The organism is Bacillus paralicheniformis (assembly GCF_002993925.1).
Taxonomy (GTDB): Bacteria; Bacillota; Bacilli; order Bacillales; family Bacillaceae; genus Bacillus; species Bacillus paralicheniformis.
The window spans coordinates 3,182,114-3,204,957 of sequence record NZ_CP023665.1 but is presented as its reverse complement, the minus strand read 5'-3'; the positions used below and the strand labels follow the sequence as shown (position 1 = coordinate 3,204,957).

Genomic DNA, 22,844 nt, shown 5'->3' with positions numbered 1-22,844 from the left:
AACTTTTGAAAGGAAGACGACGGGTGAGCCACAATAATCTGAATGAACAAGTGATCGAGACGCAATTAAGAGGATTTGAAGTCCTTGCAACGCCCCTGCTGAACAAAGGGGTTGCCTTCCCTCCGGAGGAAAGGGAAGCTCTCGGCTTGACAGGATTGCTTCCTCCCAAGGTGCTGACGCTTGAAGAACAGGCAAAACGGGCGTATAAACAGTTCCAATCACAACCTGATGACTTGAGCAAAAACGTCTATTTAACGGCGCTTCATGACCGAAATGAAGTGCTGTTCTACAGGCTTCTGAACGACCATATGACAGAAATGCTGCCGATTGTTTATACCCCGACTGTCGGAACGGCAATCCAGCAATACAGCCATGAATACAGAAAGCCGCGGGGGCTGTTTTTGTCGGTTAATGACCCTGAAGGCATGAAAACAGCATTTGAAAATCTGGCCGCTAAAAAAAGCCGGATCGATTTGATTGTGGCCACTGATGCTGAAGGGATTCTCGGAATCGGGGATTGGGGAGTCGGAGGCATCGCCATTTCGATCGGAAAGCTTGCCGTTTATACTGCGGCTGCGGGCATCGATCCTAACAAGGTCCTTCCCGTTGTCATTGATGCGGGGACGAACCAGGAAAGGCTTCTCAATGATCCGCTTTATGTCGGGAATCAGCATTCAAGAATCAGAGGCGAGCGTTATGAATCGTTTATTGATCAATACGTTCAAATCGCAACCGAGACGTTTCCGGGCGTTTTGCTGCATTGGGAAGATTTCGGAACGCAAAATGCACGTCAGATTTTAAAAAAATACAAAGACAAAATTTGCACCTTTAACGACGACATTCAAGGCACAGGAGCAGTCACCCTTGCAGCGGTGCTTGCGGCCGTCAAAATATCGAAAATGCCCCTAAAAGATCATAAAGTGGTCATATTCGGAGCGGGGACGGCCGGGATCGGCAACGCAGAGCAAATTCGCGCCGCTCTTATTCAAGAGGGGGTGTCGGAAGAGGAATCATACCGCCGTTTTTGGTGTGTTGACCGGAACGGTTTGCTGACAGATGATATGAACGACTTGCAGGACATTCAAAAGCCGTATGCACGGCCTGCCGACGAGGTCAAAGACTTTAGCCGGAACGGCCCGGGGGATACAATCGATCTGCTTGAGGTGGTAAAACAAGTGCAGCCTACCATTTTGATTGGAACCTCTACTGTATCGGGCGCATTTACAGAAGAAATCGTAAAAGAAATGGCAAAGCATGTGAAACGGCCGGCTATATTTCCGATGTCCAATCCGACGCCGTTATCTGAAGCAAGACCAGAAGATTTGATCAAATGGACGGAAGGGCGGGCGCTCGTCGCCACAGGAAGCCCGTTTGCGCCTGTCGATTACAACGGCACCCGTTATGCGATCGGCCAGGCGAACAATGCCTTTGTATTCCCCGGTCTCGGTCTCGGAACGCTCGTATCAAAAGCAAGGCTGATTACGGACAACATGTTTTACGCTAGCGCAGCTGCGATCGCAGGTATGGTTGACACCGGACGGCCCGGCGCAGCGCTCCTTCCGGAGGTTGAGGATTTGCGCACGGTTTCCGCAACAGTGGCAACGGCTGTTATTAAAGCAGCCATAAAAGACGGAGTTGCAGAAAATGAGCCGGGCGATGTGATTCAAGCTGTACAGGATGCGATGTGGCATCCGGTCTACCGGCCGATTCGCGCCATATAAAAAAATGCGGCCATTTCAGGCCGCATTTTTTATATGCTATGCTGCGGTATCAATCACATCTACGATCATGCCTGTCTTCGCATCAACCATGACTTCGTACTGTTCAAGCTCTCCGAAAGCAGAACGTGTAATGCCTGTTTTGTACACCATGACGGTTTCGCCGTTTACGGTATAGGCTTCCGGAACGGTATATATCCATGAACCGTCGATCGGGCCTCTCTGTTTAAAAGCGGACTTGACGATGCGCAGCGCTTTTTCAGAAGAAATGTAAGGCTGCATGACATATTGTTTGACAACAACGGCCGCGGCAATGCCGATGCCGGCCCCAAGAAGAAAATGGCGCAGTTTCATCTTTTCAGCACCTCCAAAGCTTGTTTTTTTCATTATACAGAACATGTCCGTCCGTGTTAAGGATGGGCTCTCTTCTGGAAACACATCGCACACTTATGTAAAATGTAGAGAGATACATAAGAAAAGAGGGAAACAGATGAATCAGGAAACGAGAACGCTTTTTCAAACGCTGACGGAGCTCCCCGGCGCCCCGGGAAATGAACATCTAGTCCGCCGTTTCATGAAAAAAGAGCTTGAAAAATATGCTGATGAGATCCTCCAGGACAGACTGGGAAGCGTGTTCGGCGTTAAACATGGACCTGAAGACAGTCCGAAAATTATGGTGGCCGGCCATATGGATGAAGTGGGATTTATGGTGACATCAATCACAGACAACGGACTGCTTCGGTTTCAAACACTGGGCGGCTGGTGGAGCCAGGTTTTATTGGCTCAGCGGGTGGAAATCCATACGGACAACGGGCCGATCCCCGGCGTCATCGCGAGCACGCCTCCTCATCTTTTAACAGATGAGCAGAGGAGACGTCCAATGGATATCAAAAACATGATGATTGATATTGGTGCGGATGACAGGGAAGATGCCGAACGCATCGGTGTCAAACCAGGCCAGCAAATCGTGCCGATCTGTCCGTTTACCCCGATGGCAAATGAAAAGAAGATCATGGCGAAAGCATGGGATAACCGCTACGGCTGCGGACTCAGCATTGAGTTGCTGAAAGAAATGCAAGGAGCAGAACTTCCGAACACGCTTTACTCAGGCGCGACCGTTCAGGAAGAGCTCGGCACAAGAGGCGCGCAAACTGCGGCCAATATGATACAGCCTGACTTGTTTTTCGCGCTTGATGCAAGTCCGGCAAACGATGCGAGCGGCGACAAAAATCAATTTGGCCAGCTCGGCAAAGGGGTGTTGTTAAGGATTTTCGACCGGACGATGGTGACGCACAGCGAAATGAGAAATTTTGTGCTGGATACGGCAGAGACTCATGACATCCCGTATCAATATTTTGTTTCCCCTGGAGGAACCGATGCCGGTCGTGTTCACATCTCAAATGAAGGCGTTCCTTCGGCCGTGATCGGCATTTGTTCAAGATATATCCATACATCTGCTTCCATTATCCACGTTGATGACTACCTTGCTGCAAAAGAATTGCTGCTCAAGCTTGTCAAAGCTTGCGACAGTTCTGCCGTACAATCGATTTTGCGAAATGATTGAACAAAGAGACCCTGTGCCGCTTTACGCACAGGGTCTCTTTTTGATGATACAGCTACCGGCTTTCAAATACGTACGACAACGATTTAATCGCCTGATTGACAGTTTCTACGGTAATGTTCGCTTTGTTTGACAGTTCTTTTAACGGATGATGGAGTGACTCAGGACGGATGATGATCAGCGGCTTGCCTTTGGCAATCGCGTATGAAGCATCCATCGCCGTGTTCCATTGCTTGTATTTTTCCCCGAAAAGAGCGATGACCACATCCGCTTTGTTCATTAAAACGGAAGTTCGAAAATTATTCAAATCCGAGGCTGCATCATCTTTCGCGATCGAATCAGCCTGCTTGCCCATAATTTCTTCACCGATGTTGTCGGAGCGGTCGTGATTTTCCATCGGTCCGACAAACGTGATCGGCAGCTTGAGCGATTTTGCTTTTTCCTTCACTTCTTCACGCCAATTGCTATGTATTTCTCCGGCAAGATAAACGATAAATTCCATACATGCTCCTCCTGACTGTCATGGGATCACGGCGCAAGGCGCCTTAACCGATATTTTTACCCTATTACTTACCATGTTAAACGAGAATGGCTTGATAAAGCAAAAAAATTATGCTTATGATATGAAAGAGGATCGGATCGTTAAGATTTTCCCTTTTTAAAACGGGTAAGATACATAAAGAATCGTCCATCTTTTAAAAAAGCAGGTGGACAGCAAAAGGCTGGATATGGAGCCGGTTGTCTGGTATGATCCGAATGGATGATAAGAACATATATTGGAGGCGTTGAGTGATGAAAACAATCGAGACGAATGAAGAACTGCAAAAAGTTGTGAAAGACGATTTATCCTTGTTGATGTTTTCGGCTGACTGGTGCCCGGACTGCCGTTTTGTAGAACCGTTTTTGCCCGAGCTTGAGGCGAACTATCCGGAATTTACATTCTATTATGTTGACCGTGACAAATTTATTGATACGTGCGCGGAGTGGGACATTTTCGGAATCCCGAGCTTCCTCGTATTTAAAGAAGGAAACGAAATCAGCCGCTTTGTCAGCAAAGACCGAAAAACGAAAGAGGAAATCGAGCAATTTTTGACAGATTCCCTGAATAAGTAGCCGAAAGGAGAGTTCCTCTATGAAAATGACGTCAAGGAAACTTTCCGATATATTAAAAAAACGTTTGCAAAATGACAACTGGTCCTTTCATTTCGACAGGGAAAAAGACACCTTGAGAATCGAGGATAAAAATACAGGAAAAGGCATTACACTCGAACTCCCGGGGATCATCGCCAAATGGGAGCAGAAAAAAGATGATGCGATTGACGAAGTCGTCTATTATACTGAGGAAGCACTCAATGCCATGAAAGGCCAGTCGCAGGAAATGGAAGGGCGGGAAAGTCTCATCTATCCCGTCATCCGATCGACTTCCTTTCCCGAGAAATCCAGTGCAGGCGTTCCCTTGATTTTTGACGGCCACACGGCTGAAACACGAATATACTACGCGCTCGATCTTGGCAACACATACCGGCTGATCGACGAAAAAATGCTTGAAAAAGAGGGCTGGACAAAGGAAAGGATTCGGGAAACGGCTTCCTTTAACCTTCGCTCGCTCCAAACCGTTGTCAAAGAAGACGCAGTCGCCGGCAATCACTTCTACTTTTTCAGAGCAAATGACGGCTATGACGCCAGCAGGGTGTTGAACGAATCGATTCTCGCAGAGTATGAGAAAAGCGCGGAAGGGACACTGGCGGTGTCAATCCCGCACCAGGATGTGCTGATTATTGCCGACATCCGCAACAATGCCGGATACGATATTCTCGGTCAAATGTCGATGAGCTTTTTTGCAAACGGAACAGTGCCGATCACTGCGCTTTCTTTCCTTTATGAGGATGGAAAGCTTGAACCGATCTTTATTCTGGCTAAAAACCGCCCTAAAAAGAAATGATAGAAAGGAATTTTTCTCATGAACGCATTTTATAATCCAGAAGGCGTAGGCGATACGCTGCTCATCTCATTGAACGATATTCCGCGCGAAGAGATCGCTTTTGAGCGCTGCGGAGACGTCGTGAAAATTTTTCATAAAGACACAAAGGAAACAGCTGGCTATAACATTTTTAATGTCTCCTCATATGTGAGCATTGAGGAAAGCGGAGCTGTTGCGCTTTCCGAATCCTTTGTCCAGGATGTGAATGAAATTCTGGTCCGCAACGGTTTGAAAGATGAGCTGACCGTCGATCTTTCTCCGAAGTTTGTAGTCGGATATGTCGAAGAAAAAGAAAAGCATCCGAATGCCGATAAACTGAGTGTCTGCAAAGTGAATGCAGGGAGCGAGACGCTGCAAATCGTCTGCGGAGCTCCTAATGTTGAAGCCGGCCAAAAAGTCGTCGTAGCCAAAGTTGGAGCCGTGATGCCGAGCGGTATGATTATTAAAGATGCGGAACTTCGCGGAGTGGCGTCAAGCGGTATGATTTGTTCTGCCAAGGAACTGAACCTCCCAGACGCGCCGAAGGAAAAAGGCATTCTTGTCCTTGATGACAGCCGTAAAGCAGGAGAAGCTTTTACATTTTAACGGCATAAAATGAACAAAACTTTCGAATAGATGTAAAAAAGAAGCCGCTGGGTAGACAAACTTGGCGGCTTTTTTATTCGGAGGGCGGACACATGAGAAGGACTTGTCCTTTTCTGGGTGGGGAAGCAGTGGTATACTTAAAACCGTCCCCGAAAAATTTAAGGGAGTTAGAGAGTGATGATTCATGAGCTGGTTTAATAAAATGTTCAGCCTGTTTTTAGGCGATGATGAAGATAATGAAAAACAAAAAAAGCACATAGAAGAGTTTGAGGCGGATTCATTTATAGAGAAAGAAGAAGAAATGCCGCAAATTTCCGACGCAAAAGTCGTATATGAATATCCAAAAGGGAAATTCCGCTTCCCGGTTATACCTGATCAAAACTCGCGGCCGCGGGAAAAGGATGACAGCCGCGAACAAAGGACCCGCCGCCCGGCAGGCCGGCACACAGCTTCTCAGCCGAAACCCGGAAATTCCTATCATCATGAAGAGAAAGCGGCGAAAAAACCCTTTAGGCCGTCCGTCATCCCGTCACCGGTTTACGGCTTTCATGAACAGAAAAGAGCCAAACCGGAAAATTATACATATCGTGCAAACAAACAAATGGAAGCGCGTGTCACGCTGTTTAACGAAGAAATTGAAAAAGAGCAGAAGGTTGCCGGAAATAAGCAGCCGGTACGAGAAGAACCTTCCTTGCAAACTGAAAAGAACGGCCGTCCGCTGACTAAAAGCGAGAGTCGCAATCCGACATGGCGAGCCGAATTTGAAGATGTCCCGCATATGTCGGAGGAAACGGATTTCCGCCGAGAGCAAATCACAGAAGGTGGCGAAGCCGCTGAAGAAAAAGTGCTGCGGTATGAATCCGAACGAACGGAAACCCCTGTCTCAACACATACTCCGGAAGAAACGGAAATCCGCCAAGAGCGAATGACAGAAGATTCTGGGCTCGCCGAAGAGAAAGCGCTGCGGCATGAATCCGAACGAACGGAAACCTCTGTCTCAACGCATACTCCGGAAGAAACGGAAATCCGCCAAGAGCGAATGACAGAAGGCGGCGGGCTTGCCGAAGAGAAAGCGCTGCGGTATGAAGCTGAAGAAGAGACAGCCACCGCATCATGGAACATAACGGAAGAAGAAGCAATTCCCGCCGAGCAAACGCCGGAACAAATCGAAAAGCTTTTGGATCAGATCGAGGAAACCGGAGAAGAGAAGGAAACTGCAGAGGATGCAGAAACCATCGTAGAAGAACATGGGGAGACTAACGGCTCGGACGAAATGCTGCCTGACCCGGAAGCTTCAATTCCAGAAAAGCAGTACACTGGCCGCAGTTCTGAAGTATCCGACCAGAGCGATGGTCCTTCCGATAACAAAAACCGGACAGATTCCAACACGCCGGCTGACGCTCGTGAAGAAACAAGCGGAAGCAGCCAGGCTGGCTGGAGACATGAGCATGCATCATTTTCACCGGAACCGGAAGAGACAGCGTCAAGCGCGGGTGAACCCGAAAACAGCGAACAGGACCGGGAGAGTACAGGGACAGTTGAGGGGCGGCCTGAGGCTCCGCGGAAACGGGAAACAGGAGCTGCTCCGGGATCGAAGAAAGGCTCTGTTCCGTTTAATGTCATGATGCTTGCATCAGATAAACAAAAAGAAAAAGCGCCTCAAGGATATCAGTTCCCGAATATGTCTTTGCTTGATGTGCCTCCGGCGCAAAAGCAGGATGATCAGGCCTGGATACACGAGCAGCGCGAGCTGTTGGACGTCACGCTTGAGAACTTCAATGTCAAAGCAAATGTCGTTCATGTCACCCAGGGGCCTTCTGTGACAAGATTTGAGGTGCATCCTGAACCCGGAGTGAAAGTAAACAAAATTACAAATCTGTCAGATGATATTAAACTCAGCCTGTCAGCGAAAGATATTCGGATCGAAGCGCCGATTCCGGGAAAAAATACGATCGGAATTGAAGTGCCGAATCTGCATAGTAAAATGGTTTATTTGCGCGAAATGATCAGAAGTTCGGAATTCAGAACGAATCCGTCCCCTCTGACCGCAGCCCTCGGACTCGACATTTCCGGAAAGCCCGTCGTGGCAGATCTGAAAAAAATGCCCCACGGGTTGATTGCCGGGGCTACGGGATCAGGGAAAAGCGTATGCATCAACACGATCTTAGTCAGTCTGCTGTTCAAATCGGCGCCGAGGGATGTCAAGCTTCTGCTTATCGATCCTAAGATGGTGGAGCTTGCTCCGTATAATAAAATTCCTCATCTCGTCAGTCCTGTCATCACAGATGCCAAAGCGGCAACTGCTGCATTAAAATGGGTTGTCGAAGAAATGGAGCGGCGCTATGAATTATTTGCCCATTCCGGTGTTCGGGAAATTGAACGATTTAATGAAAAAGTCCGGGAACAGAACATGGGTGAAAAACTTCCTTATCTTGTTGTCGTGATTGATGAACTTGCCGACTTAATGATGGTCGCTCCGAATGAAGTGGAAGAAAGCATCTGCCGAATCGCACAAAAAGCAAGAGCGTGCGGCATCCATCTTCTGATCGCGACGCAGCGGCCTTCAGTTGATGTCATTACCGGCTTGATTAAAGCCAATATACCAACAAGAATAGCGTTTTCTGTATCAAGCGCCGTCGATTCAAGAACGATTATCGATATGGCGGGAGCTGAAAAGCTGCTTGGAAAAGGGGATATGCTGTTCCTGGAGAACGGTTCAGGCAAACCGGTCCGCCTGCAGGGTAACTTTGTTTCCGACCGGGAGATTGACCGTGTCGTTTCACATGTCAGACGGCAGCAGGAGCCGAACTATTTATTTGAACAAGAACAATTGGTCAGACAAAATCCGGCCGGATTTGATCAGGATGAACTGTTTCTGGAAGCGTGCGAATTTGCCGTGGAACAAAACAGCGCCAGCACTTCAAGCCTGCAGCGACGCTTTCGCATCGGCTATAACAGAGCTGCCAGATTAATCGATATGATGGAAAGGGAAGGCATGATTTCTGAGGCGAAAGGAAGTAAGCCGAGAGAAGTCCTGATTACAAAGGCCGAGCTGGAACAGTTAATAGAAAGTAGTTCACTTTTCGGCTAAACATGGTATGATAGCAGATGGGCGTGTTTTTTTTAGAGCGCCGCATATTAAAGCGCCGGCAGCGGCGTTTTAATCCGTTTTTAAGAGCACTTCCGTGAAAGGGTTCAAAAAAATCCTTTACGCAGGAGGTTTATTCACTCTTGAAAATGTCTGATACTGAATATAATGATGACTTTGAAGAAAACGATGCGGCCGAGCTTAGGTTGCAAATTGAAATAAGCGTCATATACTGGGAAGCAGATAGACGTTTGTTGGAGGTACAATTATGACTGTTTATCATTTTGTCGGAATAAAAGGGACAGGTATGAGTCCGCTTGCCCAAATTCTCCATGATAATGGATATAATGTCCAAGGATCGGATATCGAAAAGTACATTTTTACACAAACCGCTTTAGAGGAGAGAAATATCCCGATATATCCGTTTGATCCGGAAAATATCAAGCCGGGAATGATTGTTATTGCCGGAAATGCTTTTCCCGACACCCATCCTGAAATTGAAAAAGCGCGAGCCGAAGGCCTGCAAGTCGTGCGGTATCATAAATTCCTCGGTGACTATCTGAAGAAATTTACGAGTATTGCCGTGACAGGGGCACATGGCAAAACGTCAACGACGGGTCTTTTATCCCATGTCATCCAGAAAGCAAAACCGACATCTTATCTGATTGGAGACGGGACTGGAAAAGGCTGCGAAAACAGCGAGTACTTTGTGCTTGAAGCCTGTGAATACAGAAGGCATTTTCTGAGCTATCAGCCTGATTATGCGATCATGACAAATATTGATTTTGATCATCCCGATTATTTCGCGAATATCGATGATGTATTTGACGCATTTCAAACGATGGCATTACAGGTGAACAAGGGAATTATCGCATGCGGCGACGACGAATATTTGATGAAAATCCATGCGAACGTTCCAGTCGTATACTACGGCTTTGCCGAGGAAAACGATTTTCAGGCGAGAAATGTCATCAAAAATACCGAGGGCACAACGTTCGATGTTTTCGTCAGGAACACATTCTACGATACCTTCTATATACCGGCATACGGCAGCCATAACGTTCTGAACGCTTTGGCCGTTATTGCACTCTGCCATTATGAACAGGTCGATGTCGATATCATTAAAGAAGGATTGCAAACCTTTGGCGGCGTTAAACGCAGATTTAACGAAAAACATGCCGGCAGCCAAGTGTTGATTGACGATTATGCCCATCATCCGACTGAAATCACGGTGACGATTGAAGCAGCCAGACAGAAGTATCCGGAACGGGACATTGTCGCAGTATTTCAACCGCATACATTTACGCGTACGCAGTCGTTCCTGAATGAGTTTGCCGAAAGCCTCAAGAAAGCCGATTACGTATATCTTTGCGATATATTCGGATCTGCCCGGGAAAATGCAGGAAAGCTGACGATCGGCGATTTGCAGGAGAAAATCCCGCAGGCGAAGCTGATCGATGAAAATGACACATCGATTTTAAAGGAGCATGAAAATGCAGTGTTAATTTTCATGGGCGCAGGTGACATTCAAAAGTATTTAAAAGCATATGAAAATGTATTAGCATAATGAGAAAAAGGCAGTGTGAGTCAATCCGCTGCTTTTTTGTACATATGGAGCCGGGAGTTTCTGTTAAAGGAATTTTCCTGTGCGTGTAGAAAAAGTAAATATAAAGGTTTACGATTTAAACAATTGGGTATACATCAATTGTAAGACCTTAGCTCGAGGAGGATAAGATGATTATTATTCTATATTTAAGCGCCGCACTCATTGCTGTCAGCTTTCTTATTCTGGTTATCTATTTATCAAAAACATTAAAATCGCTTCAAGTCACACTCAATCATGTTGCCGCAACGCTGGAAGGTGTTGAAGGACAAATGAAAGGCATCACAGCTGAAACAACGGAGCTCCTGAATAAGACGAACCGGCTAGCTGATGATATTCAGGAAAAATCTTTGAAGCTGAATACGGTCGTGGATGCCGTTCAGGAAGTCGGCACATCGGTCAGGCAGTTTAACAGCTCCATTCAGCAGGTTTCAGAGTCCGTCACATCAGCCGCAGAGCAAAACCGTGAAAAAATTTCTCAAGTTGTCAGCTGGAGCAATGCAGCTTTGGAAATTTGGAATAGATGGAAACAAAAGAAGATGAAGGAGGAATAATTTATGAGTAAAGATGGAATGAATACTAAAGATTTTTTAATCGGCACATTTGTAGGCGGAATCATCGGGGCAGCCGCAGCTTTATTTTTAGCACCGAAGTCAGGGAAAGAGCTTCGCGATGACCTCGGAAATCAGGCTGTCGTTTTAAAAGATAAGACCGGAAAGCTCACAAGCGAAGCGAGGGAGAGAGGTTCTGAGTACGTCAGCATCGCCAAAGAGAAGACATCTTCGATTTCACAGCTTGTTGCCGACCAGTCTTCACAGATCATGGATAAAGTCAAAGACTTGCGAAACAAAGGTGCTGAAAAAGCTGATGAACTAAAGGAAGAAGCATCGACTAAAATCGAAGAACAGGCTGAAGAAGCCAAAAATGAAATAGAAGATGAAGCAAGGGAAACAGCGGATACCGTCCAGAAATAATGGAGGAAAGGGAGATCACCGTGTCGAAACAGCTCATTCAAACAGAGGATGAATTTAAAAAGCTTGCAGAAAACAACGATACATTTATCTTTTTGAAACATAGTGTGACATGCCCGATCAGCAGGCGCGCGTTTGAAGAATTTGAATCATTCGCCAATCAGCATGAAGACATACCGGCTTATTATTTAAAAGTGCAGGAAAGCCGACCGCTGTCAAACTATATCGCTGAGCAGTACGGAATTAAACACGAAAGTCCTCAAGCCTTCATTTTTACAAACGGGAACGTGAAATGGCACGCCTCCCATTCGCAAATTACAGCTCAAGCACTTGCGGAAAACAGCAGATAATCCGCAGGTAAAAACGGCCAAGACGTATAGCGTTTTGGCCGTTTTCTATGTTGTTATGATGCTTTTGCCTCATGGAAATGCCTTTTTAGGAAAATGTATCGTTTGATCCATGGTTGTACGTTATAATTAATAAAACAGGAGGTGATGAGTTGAACACTGAATTAAAGGACATGCTTCAATCCGTTCTAAAAGAAGAATTGAGTCCGATCAATCAGCGTCTTGATGGAATCGACAAGCGCTTAGACAAAATCGACGCACGCTTCGTTGAGGTCGACAAGCGCTTCGATGAAGTGGATGCACGCTTCGCTGAGATCGACAAGCGCTTCGATGAAGTGGATGCACGCTTCGCTGAGATCGACAAGCGCTTCGATGAAGTGGACGCACGCTTCGTTGAGATAGACAAGCGCTTCGATGAAGTGGACGCACGCTTCGTTGGAGTAGATAAGCGTTTTAACGCAATCGACAAGCGCTTCAAAGAAATAGACGGGCGCTTAAACAAAGTAGAAAACCGCTTAAACGCAATGGACAAGCGGCTGAATCGGCTTGAAACAGATATAGATGAACTGAAAAGAGGACAGGAGAGGCTCCCGAAAACGATCATCGAGAACATCGGACAATTTACGGAGAACATTGTCGAACATGCCGATGATAAGGCGGCTGCCTTGAATGACAGGGTTTTTAGCGTCGAAACCGCAATACAGAGAATATACAGGTTATCAAGTTAAAGAATCAAACAAGATTCTTTTTTTTTATTCTTCCGACAAACACCCGCACAGCAAGGGATAAACTGCATATAATGCTTTATCGCTTAAAAGCGTTTTGGTAATAAAGAATTTTTTCGTGACATTTTAAGAAACATTGTTTATAATAAACCCTAATCAATTGAATCATTCTTATTCTCATAGAGGGTGAAGTTAAAAAGAAAGGATGGATAACATGAGCAACACTGAACTTGATTTGCTGAGGCAGCAGGCGAATGAATTAAACTTGCAAATATTAAAGCTGATTAATGAGCGAGGAAGAATCGTTCAGGAGATTGGAAAAGCGAAGGAAGCGCAAGGCATCAACCGCTACGATCCAGTCAGAGAAAGAGCGATGCTGAACGAAATTATTGAAAATAATGACGGACCGTTTGAAAACTCGACGATCCAGCATATTTTCAAAGAGATTTTCAAAGCTGGACTTGAGCTTCAGGAAGACGATCACAGCAAAGCACTGCTCGTTTCCCGCAAGAAAAAGCCTGAAAATACGATCGTTGATTTGAAAGGCGAAAAGATCGGCGACGGAGAACAAAGATTTATCGTCGGTCCGTGTGCAGTTGAAAGCTATGAGCAAGTAGCCGAAGTTGCAGCCGCAGCTAAAAAGCAAGGCTTGAAACTGCTTCGCGGCGGAGCCTTCAAACCCCGTACAAGCCCGTACGACTTCCAAGGCCTCGGTGTTGAAGGCCTGCAAATCTTAAAGCGTGTTGCTGATGAGTATGATCTTGCCGTCATCAGTGAGATCGTGAATCCGCAGCATATTGAAGAAGCCATTGATTACATTGATGTTATCCAAATCGGCGCCCGCAACATGCAAAACTTCGAGCTCTTAAAAGCCGCCGGTTCAGTGAAGAAGCCGGTTCTGCTAAAGCGCGGACTTGCCGCAACGCTGAAGGAATTCATCAATGCAGCGGAGTACATCATGTCACAGGGCAATGATCAAATCATCCTTTGCGAACGCGGAATCAGAACGTATGAGACAGCGACTAGAAATACGCTTGATATCTCAGCTGTGCCGATCCTGAAGCAGGAAACTCACCTTCCTGTATTCGTGGATGTCACTCATTCTACCGGACGCCGCGACTTGCTGCTTCCGACAGCAAAAGCAGCGCTTGCGATCGGAGCTGACGGCGTCATGGCCGAAGTTCACCCTGATCCTTCTGTCGCGCTTTCCGACTCTGCTCAGCAAATGGATATCCCGACATTTGAAAAATGGTTAAATGAACTGAAGCCGCTCGTTCAAGTAAAAGCATAAGATTCGTTTATGGACCGCTTTCGAGCGGTCCTTTTTTTAGTTGTCATCAAAAATTGTCGAAAAAATGTCTTATTTTTAATTAAAAAGCTGTTTATTCTTATTTAAATTAATTATAAAAATAAAGGGAACGTTTTCATATTAGGTAAAACCGTGTATAATTTCAGAGAGCCCCTTTTGTTTTGGCAGGTTATGAAAAATAATGTAAACTTGAGTTCTGTTTATTTTACATAAAGTTTTACATTTTGACATTTCTCTACATGAAAATGTTTATGCTATAGGAAAAGAAAAGTGTACCCAGTTGAAGGAGTGGTAAAAATGAGTAATGTGACAATATATGATGTAGCACGCGAAGCAAATGTAAGTATGGCAACCGTTTCCAGGGTTGTGAACGGAAATCCGAACGTCAAGCCGACGACGAGAAAGAAGGTGCTTGAAGCCATCGAGCGTCTTGGCTATCGTCCAAATGCCGTGGCAAGGGGCCTTGCAAGCAAAAAGACGACGACTGTCGGCGTGATCATTCCCGATATTTCCAGCATCTTTTATTCAGAGCTGGCGAGGGGAATCGAAGATATCGCAACGATGTACAAGTACAATATTATTTTGAGCAACTCCGACCAGAATATGGACAAAGAACTTCATCTTTTGAATACGATGCTGGGAAAACAAGTTGACGGTATCGTCTTTATGAGCGGAAATGTCACTGAAGAGCATGTGGAGGAGTTTAAGCGGTCACCAGTTCCGATCGTGCTTGCGGCATCTGTTGAAGAAAAAGGGGAAACGCCGTCGGTTGCGATCGATTATGAACAGGCGATTTATGATGCGGCTACCATGCTGATTGAAAAAGGCCATAAGCGCCTTGCGTTTGTATCAGGACCTATGACTGAGCCGGTCAATCAAGCGAAAAAACTTCAAGGCTTTAAAAGAGCGCTTGAGGATAAGGGGCTGACATTTAAAGAAGAGTATGTCGCAGAAGGCGATTATACGTACGATTCAGGAATGGAAGCGCTGGAGGCGCTAATGAAGCTGGATGAAAAACCGACGGCCGTCCTGTCAGCGACAGACGAAATGGCACTCGGCGTTATTCACGCAGCACAGGATAAAGGACTGGCTATTCCGGATGACCTTGAAGTGATCGGCTTTGACAATACAAGGCTTTCATTAATGGTTCGACCGCAGCTGTCGACTGTCGTCCAGCCGACGTATGATATCGGTGCCGTAGCGATGAGACTTCTGACAAAGCTGATGAACAAAGAGGAAGTCGAAGAGCATATTGTCCAGCTGCCGCATCGCATTGAACTCAGACAATCAACAAAATGATCATGATTAAATAAACGAGAAAGAAAGCAAGTGTTCACAGCTTTTTTCGTGAATTGCTTGCTTTCTTTTCCTTGAGCTGGAGAGATTATGAAAAAATGAAACGATTTGATTATCTGACACCGGTCGGTTTGATTTTGGGTATTTTCATTTTAGTAATCGGCGTTGTCTCTGGAGCGGGGCTTTCCGGTTTTTATTCGTTTATCGATTTGACGTCTTTCTTTATCGTGACGGGCGGATTGTGTGCAGCTGTTTTCATCAGCTTTTCCCCGAAAGATTTAAAAAGAGCGCCGGCTGTGCTGAAGCAGGTCTTTATTTCGGAAGAAGACGATGTACGCGACTTGGTCAAAACCTTTGTCAGCCTGTCTGAACAGGCGCGCAAACAAGGAATTTTATCATTGGACGCCAATATCAATGAAATGAAAGACCCGTTTTTGAAAAAAGGTCTGCTTCTTGCCATCGACGGATGGGACGAGGAGACGATCCGCAATGTGATGAACTCGGAAATCGCCGCGATGGAAGAAAGGCACAGAAAGGGAAGAAGAATCTTTGAAAAAGCGGGGGAATTTGCCCCTGCATGGGGAATGATCGGAACCCTTGTCGGACTCGTCATGATGCTCAAAAACCTGAACAAGCCGGAAACGCTCGGTCCGAATATGGCGATCGCCCTTTTGACGACGCTTTACGGATCCCTTTTAGCCAACATGCTGTTTATACCGATCGCCGCAAAGCTTGAAGAAAAGACTGAGAATGAAATCTTTAAGAAGCAGGTCATGATCGAAGGCATCATCGGCATCCAGTCGGGAAGAAATCCGCGAAATCTGGAAAGCCAGCTTGTCGTTTTCAGTTCAAAAGAAGAATGGGCAAAAAAGCGGGCGGATCATATAAAACAAAAGGACAGGGCTCATGAAGCTTAGACATGAACGAAGAAAGCGCGAGCAGGGTCGCAAATCGTCAAACTGGATCATCACGTTTTCGGATTTGATTACGCTTATCCTCGTGTTCTTTATTTTACTGTTTTCGATGTCGCAAATCGATTTAAACAAATTTAAAGCAGCAGTCGGTTCATTTCAAGACAGGGCCGACGGCAAATCCGCCGCAGAGCTGAAAAAAGAAAACGCGGACGATCAGAAGGCTGAAAAAACGGCTAAAAGCCAAGAAGATTTATTAAAGAAAATCAACGACTATATTGAAAAAAATGAACTGTCAAGTTTGATAGCGGCCAAGCGTGATGAACGGGGCATCATCCTCGTCCTTCAGGAAGCGGTTTTGTTTGATTCGGGAAAAGCGGATCTGAAAGACCAGGCTCACCCGCTTTTGCATAAAATCGCCGTCCTTCTCAAATCAGTGTCCAACCCGATCCGTGTGGAGGGGCATACGGACAGCCGCCCGATTTCGACTTACCGTTTTCCATCCAATTGGGAGCTTTCTGCGGCAAGGGCGAGCACTGTGATCGGCTACTTTACGTCGAAAGAAAAGCTCGACTCTTCACGTTTTCTTGCCATCGGTTATGCCGATACAAAACCGGTCAAGGACAACCGCACAGAGAGCCATATGAAGGAAAACAGGCGCGTCGAAATTGTCATCGCAAAAAAATAAGTGAGAAGAAAGCAAGGTCTTGCATAAAAGCAAGGCCTTTTCTGTACGCCGGGATTTTTCGTATTAAGTGGCGCGCTTGGCAGAGCGAATCGGATAAAGAGCTTTGGCAACGGTTTGGGCGTTTTTCTCCGTTATTTCGGATTTTCTTGGGATCGAAGGATACAAATCTGCCGGGTCGGACCAGTTGGCAGGAAGCCGGACAGATGCCTGCTTCCCCCACTTTTTCAGCCATTTTTCAGGCATCTTATCCTCAGGTTTCATCCCTTTCATTTCAAGCCAGATTCTTGCCCATGCCCTCGGTACGACGCGCCAAATGTCGTACCCTCCTCCCCCGACAGCAATCCATCTTCCGTTGCAATAGGTGTGTGCAAGTTCGTGAGCGAGCTTTGGAATCTCTTCGTAAATCTTCATCGTCGTGCACAAGTGTGTCAGAGGATCGTAGTAATGCGCGTCAGCTCCGTTTTGCGACAAAATAACGTCCGGTTTGAAAAACTCAGCTATTTCAGAAACAGCCGTCCGGTAGGATTCAAGAAAAGACTCATCTTCTGTGAAGGCATCGAGCGGGATATTAAAAGCGTAGCCGTAGCCTTCGCCATGGCCTCTTTCCTGTACTTGCCCCGTTCCCGGGAAAAGGTAGCGGCCGGTTTCATGAATCGAGACGGTACACACGGAAGGATCATCATAGAACGTAAACTGCACCCCGTCGCCGTGATGGGCGTCCGTATCAATATATAAAACCTTCGCATGATATTTTTTCTGCAAATATCGTATCACAACTGAACTGTCGTTATAGACGCAAAATCCTGAAGCTCTTCCTCTGAATCCGTGGTGAAGCCCGCCTCCGAGATTGAGGGCGTGTCTTGCTTTGCCCGTCATGACATAGTCTGCAGCTGTCAGTGTTCCGCCCACCAAAAGGGAGGCGGCTTCGTGCATCCCGGCAAAGACAGGGGTATCTTCTGTTCCAAGCCCGTAGTTTTCGCTTTCGGCTGCCAGGAGTTTTCCCGCCCCTGCAAGCTGGACAGCCTTGATATAATCGCCTGTGTGAACAAGGCCGAGCTCGGCTTCTGTCGCTATGCGCGGAGCAATCGTTTCTCCCGGTTCAAATGCGCCGACCGTATTCAAAAGATCGTATGTTACATAGACTCGCAGCTGATTAAACGGGTGATCTTGATGAAATTGATAGGTTTGGTAAGAGGGAGAAAAAATAAATACGCTGTCCTTCATGGCAAATCCCTTTGAACAGCCGGCCAAAGAACCTGATACCCTTTGGACTTCACGTCTTTGATGATAGAGGCGGGATTCATCGTTTGAACGCGAAACACGAGTATTTTCGAATCATCTTCATCACCGGGATATACGAGCACGCTCAATATGGCGATTTGGCGCCTGCTGAAAATGGCGCTGATATCAGCGAGGCTACGGGCGATATGATCGGTTTTGATTTCGATTTGGGAGCCTGGAAAATGGGCTCCTGTCAGCTGGACGAACGTATGCAGCAAATCGGATTTTGTCACAATGCCGACAAGCTTCCCGTTTTTTACGATCGGGAGGCAGCCGATTTCGTGTTCGAAAAAAACAGCTGATATTTCTTCGGCAAAATCAAGCGGGTGACCGGTGATCACTTCTTTTGACATAATCAGTTCCACCGGCTTTTTTAAATCTTCGTGAGATCTGTTTTGGGCAAAAATACTCGGACTTGCTGTTTTGACGTCCCTGTCCGTGACAATGCCTATGACCGTTCCCCGTTCATTGATGACGGGAAGGTGTTTAATATGAAATGTTCGCATGCGTTTGATCGCTTCTTCAATCGTATCCGTTCTGGAAAGTGTCACAACATCCCGTTTCATGATTTTTTCAACAATCATATTCAGGTCCCCTTTGCTCCCTTAATACATAAAACGATTGTGGAATCTGAGTCTGTCAAAACGCTCGATCGACTCCTGACTGACCTCTTTTCCGATGCGGGCCATTAAACAGTTGGCGGGATGGGAGCTGATTTCCGGATCGTCTGTCGCAAACCAGACAAGCCCTCCGGCATTCATCATTTTCTCCATCATCTTTCTGTATTCCCAAACATCTTTATTAGTCCCCTTTAGATCCCAATGCCAGTAATATTCAGTCGTGATGATGATATATTTTTCCATCTGTGGATCCATCATGCTGACCGCAAGCAGCGTCTTCCCGACAGAGTGACCCCTGAACGCCGGAATGACTTCGATGGCTCCAAGCTCAATTAAATTTTCCATGTTTCCTTCAGACCATCTTTCAAGCGGGTCTGGATAAACATATGTCACATAGCCGACAATGGTTTGCCGGAAACGGGCGATGATGATCCGTCCTTCGGGAAGCCCTGCGATTTCGATTAATGCTTCATGTTGTTTTTGAGATGGGCGAAAGGCTGTAAGCTCGTTGTGAAATTCATATTGTGCGAGTTTTTCGGGACTGATAGGGCCCTCTATCAGCACGGAGCCTTTCTCGGTCTGCAATTCTTTGTCATGATAAGTTTTGTGATGCTCCACGTATCCACCGCCTTACATCTTAGTTGAAGTCTTTTATACATAACATACCAAAATATTAAGCGTTTTCATAGGATGGAAGAGTATTTTTTAAAAATTGAGAAAATAAAAAATCTATACTATAATATATTTTGATGAGCGAACAAAGGGGGATGGGCATGGAATTGAAAGCGTTGCCAGCAGAAAAGGGAAACTACAACTTGAAAGACTATGATGAAGCATACCGGACATTTGACTGGAAGGATGCCGAAAAACATTTTTCATGGCACAAAACGGGAAAAATCAATGCAGCTTATGAAGCGATCGACCGCCACGCTGAGTCAAATTTGAAAAATAAAGTGGCATTTTACTACAAAGATCTGGTCCGCGAAGAAAAGTACACCTTCAGAGAGATGAAAAATGAAACGAATAAAGCCGGGAATGTCTTAAAGCAGCATGCCAATGTGGGAAAGGGAGACCGTGTGTTTGTTTTTATGCCGAGATCACCCGAGCTTTATTTTATTCTTCTCGGCGCTGTCAAATTGGGAGCGATCGTCGGGCCGTTGTTTGAAGCATTTATGGAAGGCGCTGTCAAAGACAGGCTTTTAAACAGCGGAGCGAAGGTTATCGTGACGACGCCGGAATTGCTTGAACGGGTGCCGGCCGGCGAACTTCCGGATCTTGAATCAATCATTGTCGTTGGAGAAGGCGTAAAGGAAGAAGGGGCTGTCATCGATTATTACGCGAAAGCGGCTGAAGCAGATACTGATCTTGAGATTGAATGGATGGATCAGGAAGACGGGATGCTGCTTCACTATACATCGGGTTCGACCGGCGCGCCAAAAGGGGTTCTCCACGTCCACAAAGCAATGATTCAGCATTATCAAACAGCCAAATGGGTTCTTGATCTGCACGACGATGACATTTATTGGTGCACGGCTGATCCAGGCTGGGTTACCGGAACGGTCTACGGGATCTTCGGTCCGTGGCTGAATGGAGCAACGAATGTTGTCGTAGGCGGCAGATTCAGTCCCGAAGCATGGTACGAAACGATTGAAAAAATGGAAGTGACGGTATGGTACAGCGCGCCAACGGCTTTTCGGATGCTGATGGGTGCTGGCGACGATCTCGTAAACAAATATAATCTGAGCTCATTACGGCATATTTTAAGCGTAGGGGAGCCGTTAAATCCTGAAGTCATCAGATGGGGGCATAAAGTCTTCAGCAACCGGATTCATGATACATGGTGGATGACCGAAACAGGAGCGCAGCTCATCTGCAATTACCCGTGCATGGAAATTAAACCGGGATCGATGGGCAAGCCGATTCCAGGCGTAGAGGCTGCAATCGTCGATCACCAGGGAAATGAACTGCCTCCTTACAGAATGGGAAATCTCGCCATTAAAAAAGGCTGGCCGTCGATGATGCATTCAATCTGGAACAATCCTGAAAAATACAGCTCCTATTTTATGCCGGGGGATTGGTATGTGTCAGGAGATTCCGCCTACATGGATGAAGACGGATACTTCTGGTTCCAGGGAAGGATCGACGATGTCATCATGACATCGGGCGAGCGCGTCGGCCCGTTTGAAGTCGAAAGCAAGCTTGTTGAACATCAAGCTGTCGCTGAAGCAGGCGTCATCGGTAAACCGGATCCCGTCCGCGGTGAAATTATTAAAGCATTTATCGCCTTGAGGGACGGTTATGAACCGTCAGATTCGTTAAAAGAAGAAATCAGGCAGTTCGTGAAACAAGGTTTGGCCGCACACGCCGCGCCAAGGGAAATCGAATTCAAGGATAAACTGCCGAAAACAAGAAGCGGAAAGATCATGAGACGCGTCCTGAAAGCTTGGGAGCTGAACCTTCCGGCAGGCGATCTCTCATCGATGGAAGACTGATGTCTCATTGACAATGCAAAAATATTATGTTAAAAAAGATTTAGTCGAATATTCAAAAGGTGAAGACTGAGATCAGTAAAACGCATCCTTCCCTGTCTTAGAGAGCTGATGGCCGGTGAAAATCAGCACATATGGATGGTTTGAATTACACTCACGAACCGCTTTTGCGAAAAAAGCCTCCCGGGCTTTGTGTAGCAGAAGAACGGAAGCTTTTCCGTTATCATTGAGAGTGAAAAGAGCGCGGCCATGCGTTCTTTTAAGCAGGGTGGTACCGCGATTTTTATCGTCCCTTCGTTTTTGCGAAGGGGCGTTTTATTTTTGGAAAAAAGGAGCTAAATGATGATGACACACTTACTTGATGATTTGTCCTTCAGGGGACTGATTCAGCAGCAAACCGATGAAGCAGGCTTGAGAGAACTGCTGGATAAAGAAAAAATCAGCTTATACTCCGGATTTGATCCGACAGCTGACAGTCTGCATATCGGACACCTGTTGCCGATTTTAATGCTTCGCCGCTTTCAGCTGGCCGGACATCGTCCGATTGCGCTCGTAGGCGGAGCGACGGGCCTGATCGGCGATCCGAGCGGAAAGAAAGCGGAGCGCACGCTGAACAATGAAGAAATCGTCCGCGAATGGTCGCAGAAAATCAAAAACCAGCTTTCGCGTTTCCTGGATTTTGAAGCTGAAAAAAATCCGGCGATTATGGCGAACAACTATGACTGGATCGGCAAAATGAACGTCATTGATTTCCTGCGCGATGTCGGCAAAAACTTTGGAATCAATTACATGCTTGCCAAAGATACGGTAAGCTCCAGAATCGAGACGGGCATATCTTATACTGAATTCAGCTACATGATCCTACAGTCTCTCGATTTCTTGAATTTGTACAGAAACCAGGAATGCAAGCTGCAGATCGGCGGAAGCGACCAGTGGGGCAATATCACGTCAGGCCTCGAGCTTATCCGCAAATCTGAAGAGAATGCAAAAGCTTTCGGATTGACGATTCCCCTTGTGACAAAAGCAGACGGCACGAAGTTCGGAAAAACGGAAGGCGGCGCGATCTGGCTTGATAAAGAGAAGACATCGGCATATGAGTTTTATCAGTTCTGGATCAATACCGACGACAGGGATGTCGTGAAATACTTAAAATACTTCACTTTCTTGTCCAAAGAAGAAATTGAAGATCTCGCTGAAAAAGCAGAGACGGCGCCTGAAAAACGCGAAGCGCAAAAGCGCCTCGCCGAAGAAGTGACCGTTCTTGTACACGGCCGTGAAGCGTTTGAGCAGGCTGTCAACATCTCAAAAGCACTCTTCAGCGGAGATATTAAACAGCTGACTGCTGAAGAAGTGAAGGTCGGCTTTAAAGGGGTTCCTTCCATGGAACTTGAGAAAGCGGATGAACTGCCTCTTGTTGAGGTGCTCGTCCAATCCAAGCTGTCTCCGTCTAAACGCCAGGCGCGCGAAGATATCACAAACGGCGCGGTATACGTTAACGGCGAGCGCCGCACCGATGTTGCGGACGTCCTCACCGGCGACGACCGCATCGAAGGACAGTTTACCGTCATTCGCCGCGGTAAAAAGAAATACTTCCTGCTGACTTATAAATAATCAAAAAGCTCTTGCCAAACGGCAAGGGTTTTTTTGTGTCCGTATGTTTCATGTATGTTC

General features: G+C 46.5%; 22 protein-coding genes and 1 other annotated feature. Of the genes, 17 read left to right on the top strand and 5 right to left on the bottom strand.

Annotated elements, in window-relative coordinates; translation table 11 throughout:
• The first annotated feature begins 23 nt into the window (after positions 1–23).
• On the top strand, positions 24–1,721 hold the full coding sequence (locus CP943_RS16285; RefSeq protein ID WP_165395384.1) for an NAD-dependent malic enzyme: 1,698 nt from the start codon (positions 24–26) through the stop codon (positions 1,719–1,721).
• A 36-nt stretch (positions 1,722–1,757) separates the two neighbouring features.
• On the opposite strand, the gene CP943_RS16280 is transcribed toward CP943_RS16285, so the two are convergent.
• Positions 1,758–2,072: a PepSY domain-containing protein gene (locus CP943_RS16280; RefSeq protein ID WP_020452616.1), complete on the bottom strand. Its 315-nt coding sequence runs from the start codon at positions 2,070–2,072 to the stop codon at positions 1,758–1,760.
• 136 nt (positions 2,073–2,208) lie between these two features.
• Between CP943_RS16280 and CP943_RS16275 the strand changes: the two genes are divergently transcribed.
• Positions 2,209–3,282, top strand: a complete 1,074-nt coding sequence (locus tag CP943_RS16275) for a M42 family metallopeptidase (RefSeq protein ID WP_039072919.1) — start codon at positions 2,209–2,211, stop codon at positions 3,280–3,282.
• A 52-nt stretch (positions 3,283–3,334) separates the two neighbouring features.
• On the opposite strand, the gene CP943_RS16270 is transcribed toward CP943_RS16275, so the two are convergent.
• Entirely contained in the window at positions 3,335–3,781 is a 447-nt protein-coding gene (locus CP943_RS16270) for a YtoQ family protein (protein ID WP_020452614.1), read from the bottom strand.
• Positions 3,782–4,071: 290 nt separating this feature from the next.
• Between CP943_RS16270 and CP943_RS16265 the strand changes: the two genes are divergently transcribed.
• The 13 genes from CP943_RS16265 to motS all read left to right on the top strand — a co-directional run bounded on the left by CP943_RS16265 (position 4,072) and on the right by motS (position 16,783).
• A complete protein-coding gene (locus tag CP943_RS16265) occupies positions 4,072–4,392 on the top strand; it encodes a thioredoxin family protein (protein ID WP_003184462.1) in 321 nt (106 codons plus the stop codon).
• Between the two features lie 19 nt (positions 4,393–4,411).
• Positions 4,412–5,221, top strand: a complete 810-nt coding sequence (locus CP943_RS16260) for a DUF1444 domain-containing protein (protein ID WP_020452613.1) — start codon at positions 4,412–4,414, stop codon at positions 5,219–5,221.
• 18 nt (positions 5,222–5,239) lie between these two features.
• Positions 5,240–5,845: a YtpR family tRNA-binding protein gene (gene ytpR / locus CP943_RS16255; RefSeq protein WP_039072918.1), complete on the top strand. Its 606-nt coding sequence runs from the start codon at positions 5,240–5,242 to the stop codon at positions 5,843–5,845.
• A gap of 184 nt (positions 5,846–6,029) precedes the next feature.
• Positions 6,030–8,936, top strand: a complete 2,907-nt coding sequence (locus tag CP943_RS16250) for a DNA translocase FtsK (RefSeq protein ID WP_105981148.1) — start codon at positions 6,030–6,032, stop codon at positions 8,934–8,936.
• Between the two features lie 265 nt (positions 8,937–9,201).
• Complete coding sequence (gene murC / locus CP943_RS16245; RefSeq protein WP_023855512.1) at positions 9,202–10,500, top strand: UDP-N-acetylmuramate--L-alanine ligase; 1,299 nt, start codon at positions 9,202–9,204, stop codon at positions 10,498–10,500.
• A gap of 167 nt (positions 10,501–10,667) precedes the next feature.
• A complete protein-coding gene (locus tag CP943_RS16240) occupies positions 10,668–11,090 on the top strand; it encodes a DUF948 domain-containing protein (RefSeq protein ID WP_020452609.1) in 423 nt (140 codons plus the stop codon).
• A 3-nt stretch (positions 11,091–11,093) separates the two neighbouring features.
• Positions 11,094–11,510 carry a YtxH domain-containing protein gene (locus CP943_RS16235; RefSeq protein ID WP_020452608.1) on the top strand — a complete coding sequence of 139 codons (417 nt, stop codon included), beginning with the start codon at positions 11,094–11,096 and terminating at the stop codon, positions 11,508–11,510.
• A gap of 20 nt (positions 11,511–11,530) precedes the next feature.
• The gene (ytxJ, locus tag CP943_RS16230; RefSeq protein WP_020452607.1) at positions 11,531–11,857 is read left to right on the top strand and encodes a bacillithiol system redox-active protein YtxJ; all 327 of its coding nucleotides are present in this window, start codon (positions 11,531–11,533) and stop codon (positions 11,855–11,857) included.
• Positions 11,858–12,006: 149 nt separating this feature from the next.
• Positions 12,007–12,582, top strand: coding sequence for a hypothetical protein (locus CP943_RS22730; RefSeq protein ID WP_234026546.1), 576 nt, complete (start codon positions 12,007–12,009; stop codon positions 12,580–12,582).
• Positions 12,583–12,793: 211 nt separating this feature from the next.
• Entirely contained in the window at positions 12,794–13,870 is a 1,077-nt protein-coding gene (locus tag CP943_RS16220; protein ID WP_003184447.1) for a bifunctional 3-deoxy-7-phosphoheptulonate synthase/chorismate mutase, read from the top strand.
• A 315-nt stretch (positions 13,871–14,185) separates the two neighbouring features.
• On the top strand, positions 14,186–15,187 hold the full coding sequence (ccpA, locus tag CP943_RS16215) for a catabolite control protein A (protein ID WP_020452605.1): 1,002 nt from the start codon (positions 14,186–14,188) through the stop codon (positions 15,185–15,187).
• Between the two features lie 95 nt (positions 15,188–15,282).
• Positions 15,283–16,101, top strand: coding sequence for a flagellar motor protein MotP (gene motP, locus CP943_RS16210; protein ID WP_020452604.1), 819 nt, complete (start codon positions 15,283–15,285; stop codon positions 16,099–16,101).
• Positions 16,091–16,783: a flagellar motor protein MotS gene (gene motS, locus CP943_RS16205; RefSeq protein WP_020452603.1), complete on the top strand. Its 693-nt coding sequence runs from the start codon at positions 16,091–16,093 to the stop codon at positions 16,781–16,783. Before motP ends, motS begins: the two co-directional genes overlap by 11 nt.
• A gap of 63 nt (positions 16,784–16,846) precedes the next feature.
• Here motS and CP943_RS16200 read toward each other — a convergent pair whose 3' ends face one another.
• Genes CP943_RS16200 through CP943_RS16190 form a run of 3 tightly spaced genes read right to left on the bottom strand, consistent with a single transcriptional unit; the run spans position 16,847 to position 19,302 of the window.
• Positions 16,847–18,007 (bottom strand): acetoin utilization protein AcuC, encoded by a 1,161-nt coding sequence (locus CP943_RS16200; RefSeq protein WP_023855508.1) that lies wholly within the window; start codon positions 18,005–18,007, stop codon positions 16,847–16,849.
• Positions 18,004–18,648 carry an acetoin utilization AcuB family protein gene (locus CP943_RS16195; protein ID WP_095323541.1) on the bottom strand — a complete coding sequence of 215 codons (645 nt, stop codon included), beginning with the start codon at positions 18,646–18,648 and terminating at the stop codon, positions 18,004–18,006. The genes CP943_RS16200 and CP943_RS16195 overlap by 4 nt, the downstream gene beginning before the upstream one ends.
• A gap of 21 nt (positions 18,649–18,669) precedes the next feature.
• Positions 18,670–19,302: a GNAT family N-acetyltransferase gene (locus CP943_RS16190; RefSeq protein ID WP_105981147.1), complete on the bottom strand. Its 633-nt coding sequence runs from the start codon at positions 19,300–19,302 to the stop codon at positions 18,670–18,672.
• 155 nt (positions 19,303–19,457) lie between these two features.
• Here CP943_RS16190 and acsA point away from each other — a divergent pair, with 155 nt between their 5' ends.
• Complete coding sequence (gene acsA / locus CP943_RS16185) at positions 19,458–21,176, top strand: acetate--CoA ligase (RefSeq protein ID WP_105981146.1); 1,719 nt, start codon at positions 19,458–19,460, stop codon at positions 21,174–21,176.
• Between the two features lie 53 nt (positions 21,177–21,229).
• Positions 21,230–21,470, top strand: a binding site (T-box leader).
• A gap of 48 nt (positions 21,471–21,518) precedes the next feature.
• Complete coding sequence (tyrS, locus tag CP943_RS16180) at positions 21,519–22,784, top strand: tyrosine--tRNA ligase (protein WP_023855507.1); 1,266 nt, start codon at positions 21,519–21,521, stop codon at positions 22,782–22,784.
• Positions 22,785–22,844: the final 60 nt, after the last annotated feature.

Bases quoted from the DNA above. Each gene is read 5' to 3' on its own strand.
- CP943_RS16280 (WP_020452616.1), bottom strand. From the start codon at position 2,072: ATGAAACTGCGCCATTTTCTTCTTGGGGCCGGCATCGGCATTGCCGCG.
- CP943_RS16275 (WP_039072919.1), top strand. From the start codon at position 2,209: ATGAATCAGGAAACGAGAACGCTTTTTCAAACGCTGACGGAGCTCCCC.
- CP943_RS16270 (WP_020452614.1), bottom strand. From the start codon at position 3,781: ATGGAATTTATCGTTTATCTTGCCGGAGAAATACATAGCAATTGGCGT.
- CP943_RS16265 (WP_003184462.1), top strand. From the start codon at position 4,072: ATGAAAACAATCGAGACGAATGAAGAACTGCAAAAAGTTGTGAAAGAC.
- CP943_RS16260 (WP_020452613.1), top strand. From the start codon at position 4,412: ATGAAAATGACGTCAAGGAAACTTTCCGATATATTAAAAAAACGTTTG.
- ytpR (WP_039072918.1), top strand. From the start codon at position 5,240: ATGAACGCATTTTATAATCCAGAAGGCGTAGGCGATACGCTGCTCATC.
- CP943_RS16250 (WP_105981148.1), top strand. From the start codon at position 6,030: ATGAGCTGGTTTAATAAAATGTTCAGCCTGTTTTTAGGCGATGATGAA.
- murC (WP_023855512.1), top strand. From the start codon at position 9,202: ATGACTGTTTATCATTTTGTCGGAATAAAAGGGACAGGTATGAGTCCG.
- CP943_RS16240 (WP_020452609.1), top strand. From the start codon at position 10,668: ATGATTATTATTCTATATTTAAGCGCCGCACTCATTGCTGTCAGCTTT.
- CP943_RS16235 (WP_020452608.1), top strand. From the start codon at position 11,094: ATGAGTAAAGATGGAATGAATACTAAAGATTTTTTAATCGGCACATTT.
- CP943_RS16220 (WP_003184447.1), top strand. From the start codon at position 12,794: ATGAGCAACACTGAACTTGATTTGCTGAGGCAGCAGGCGAATGAATTA.
- ccpA (WP_020452605.1), top strand. From the start codon at position 14,186: ATGAGTAATGTGACAATATATGATGTAGCACGCGAAGCAAATGTAAGT.
- motP (WP_020452604.1), top strand. From the start codon at position 15,283: ATGAAACGATTTGATTATCTGACACCGGTCGGTTTGATTTTGGGTATT.
- motS (WP_020452603.1), top strand. From the start codon at position 16,091: ATGAAGCTTAGACATGAACGAAGAAAGCGCGAGCAGGGTCGCAAATCG.
- CP943_RS16200 (WP_023855508.1), bottom strand. From the start codon at position 18,007: ATGAAGGACAGCGTATTTATTTTTTCTCCCTCTTACCAAACCTATCAA.
- CP943_RS16195 (WP_095323541.1), bottom strand. From the start codon at position 18,648: ATGATTGTTGAAAAAATCATGAAACGGGATGTTGTGACACTTTCCAGA.
- acsA (WP_105981146.1), top strand. From the start codon at position 19,458: ATGGAATTGAAAGCGTTGCCAGCAGAAAAGGGAAACTACAACTTGAAA.
- tyrS (WP_023855507.1), top strand. From the start codon at position 21,519: ATGACACACTTACTTGATGATTTGTCCTTCAGGGGACTGATTCAGCAG.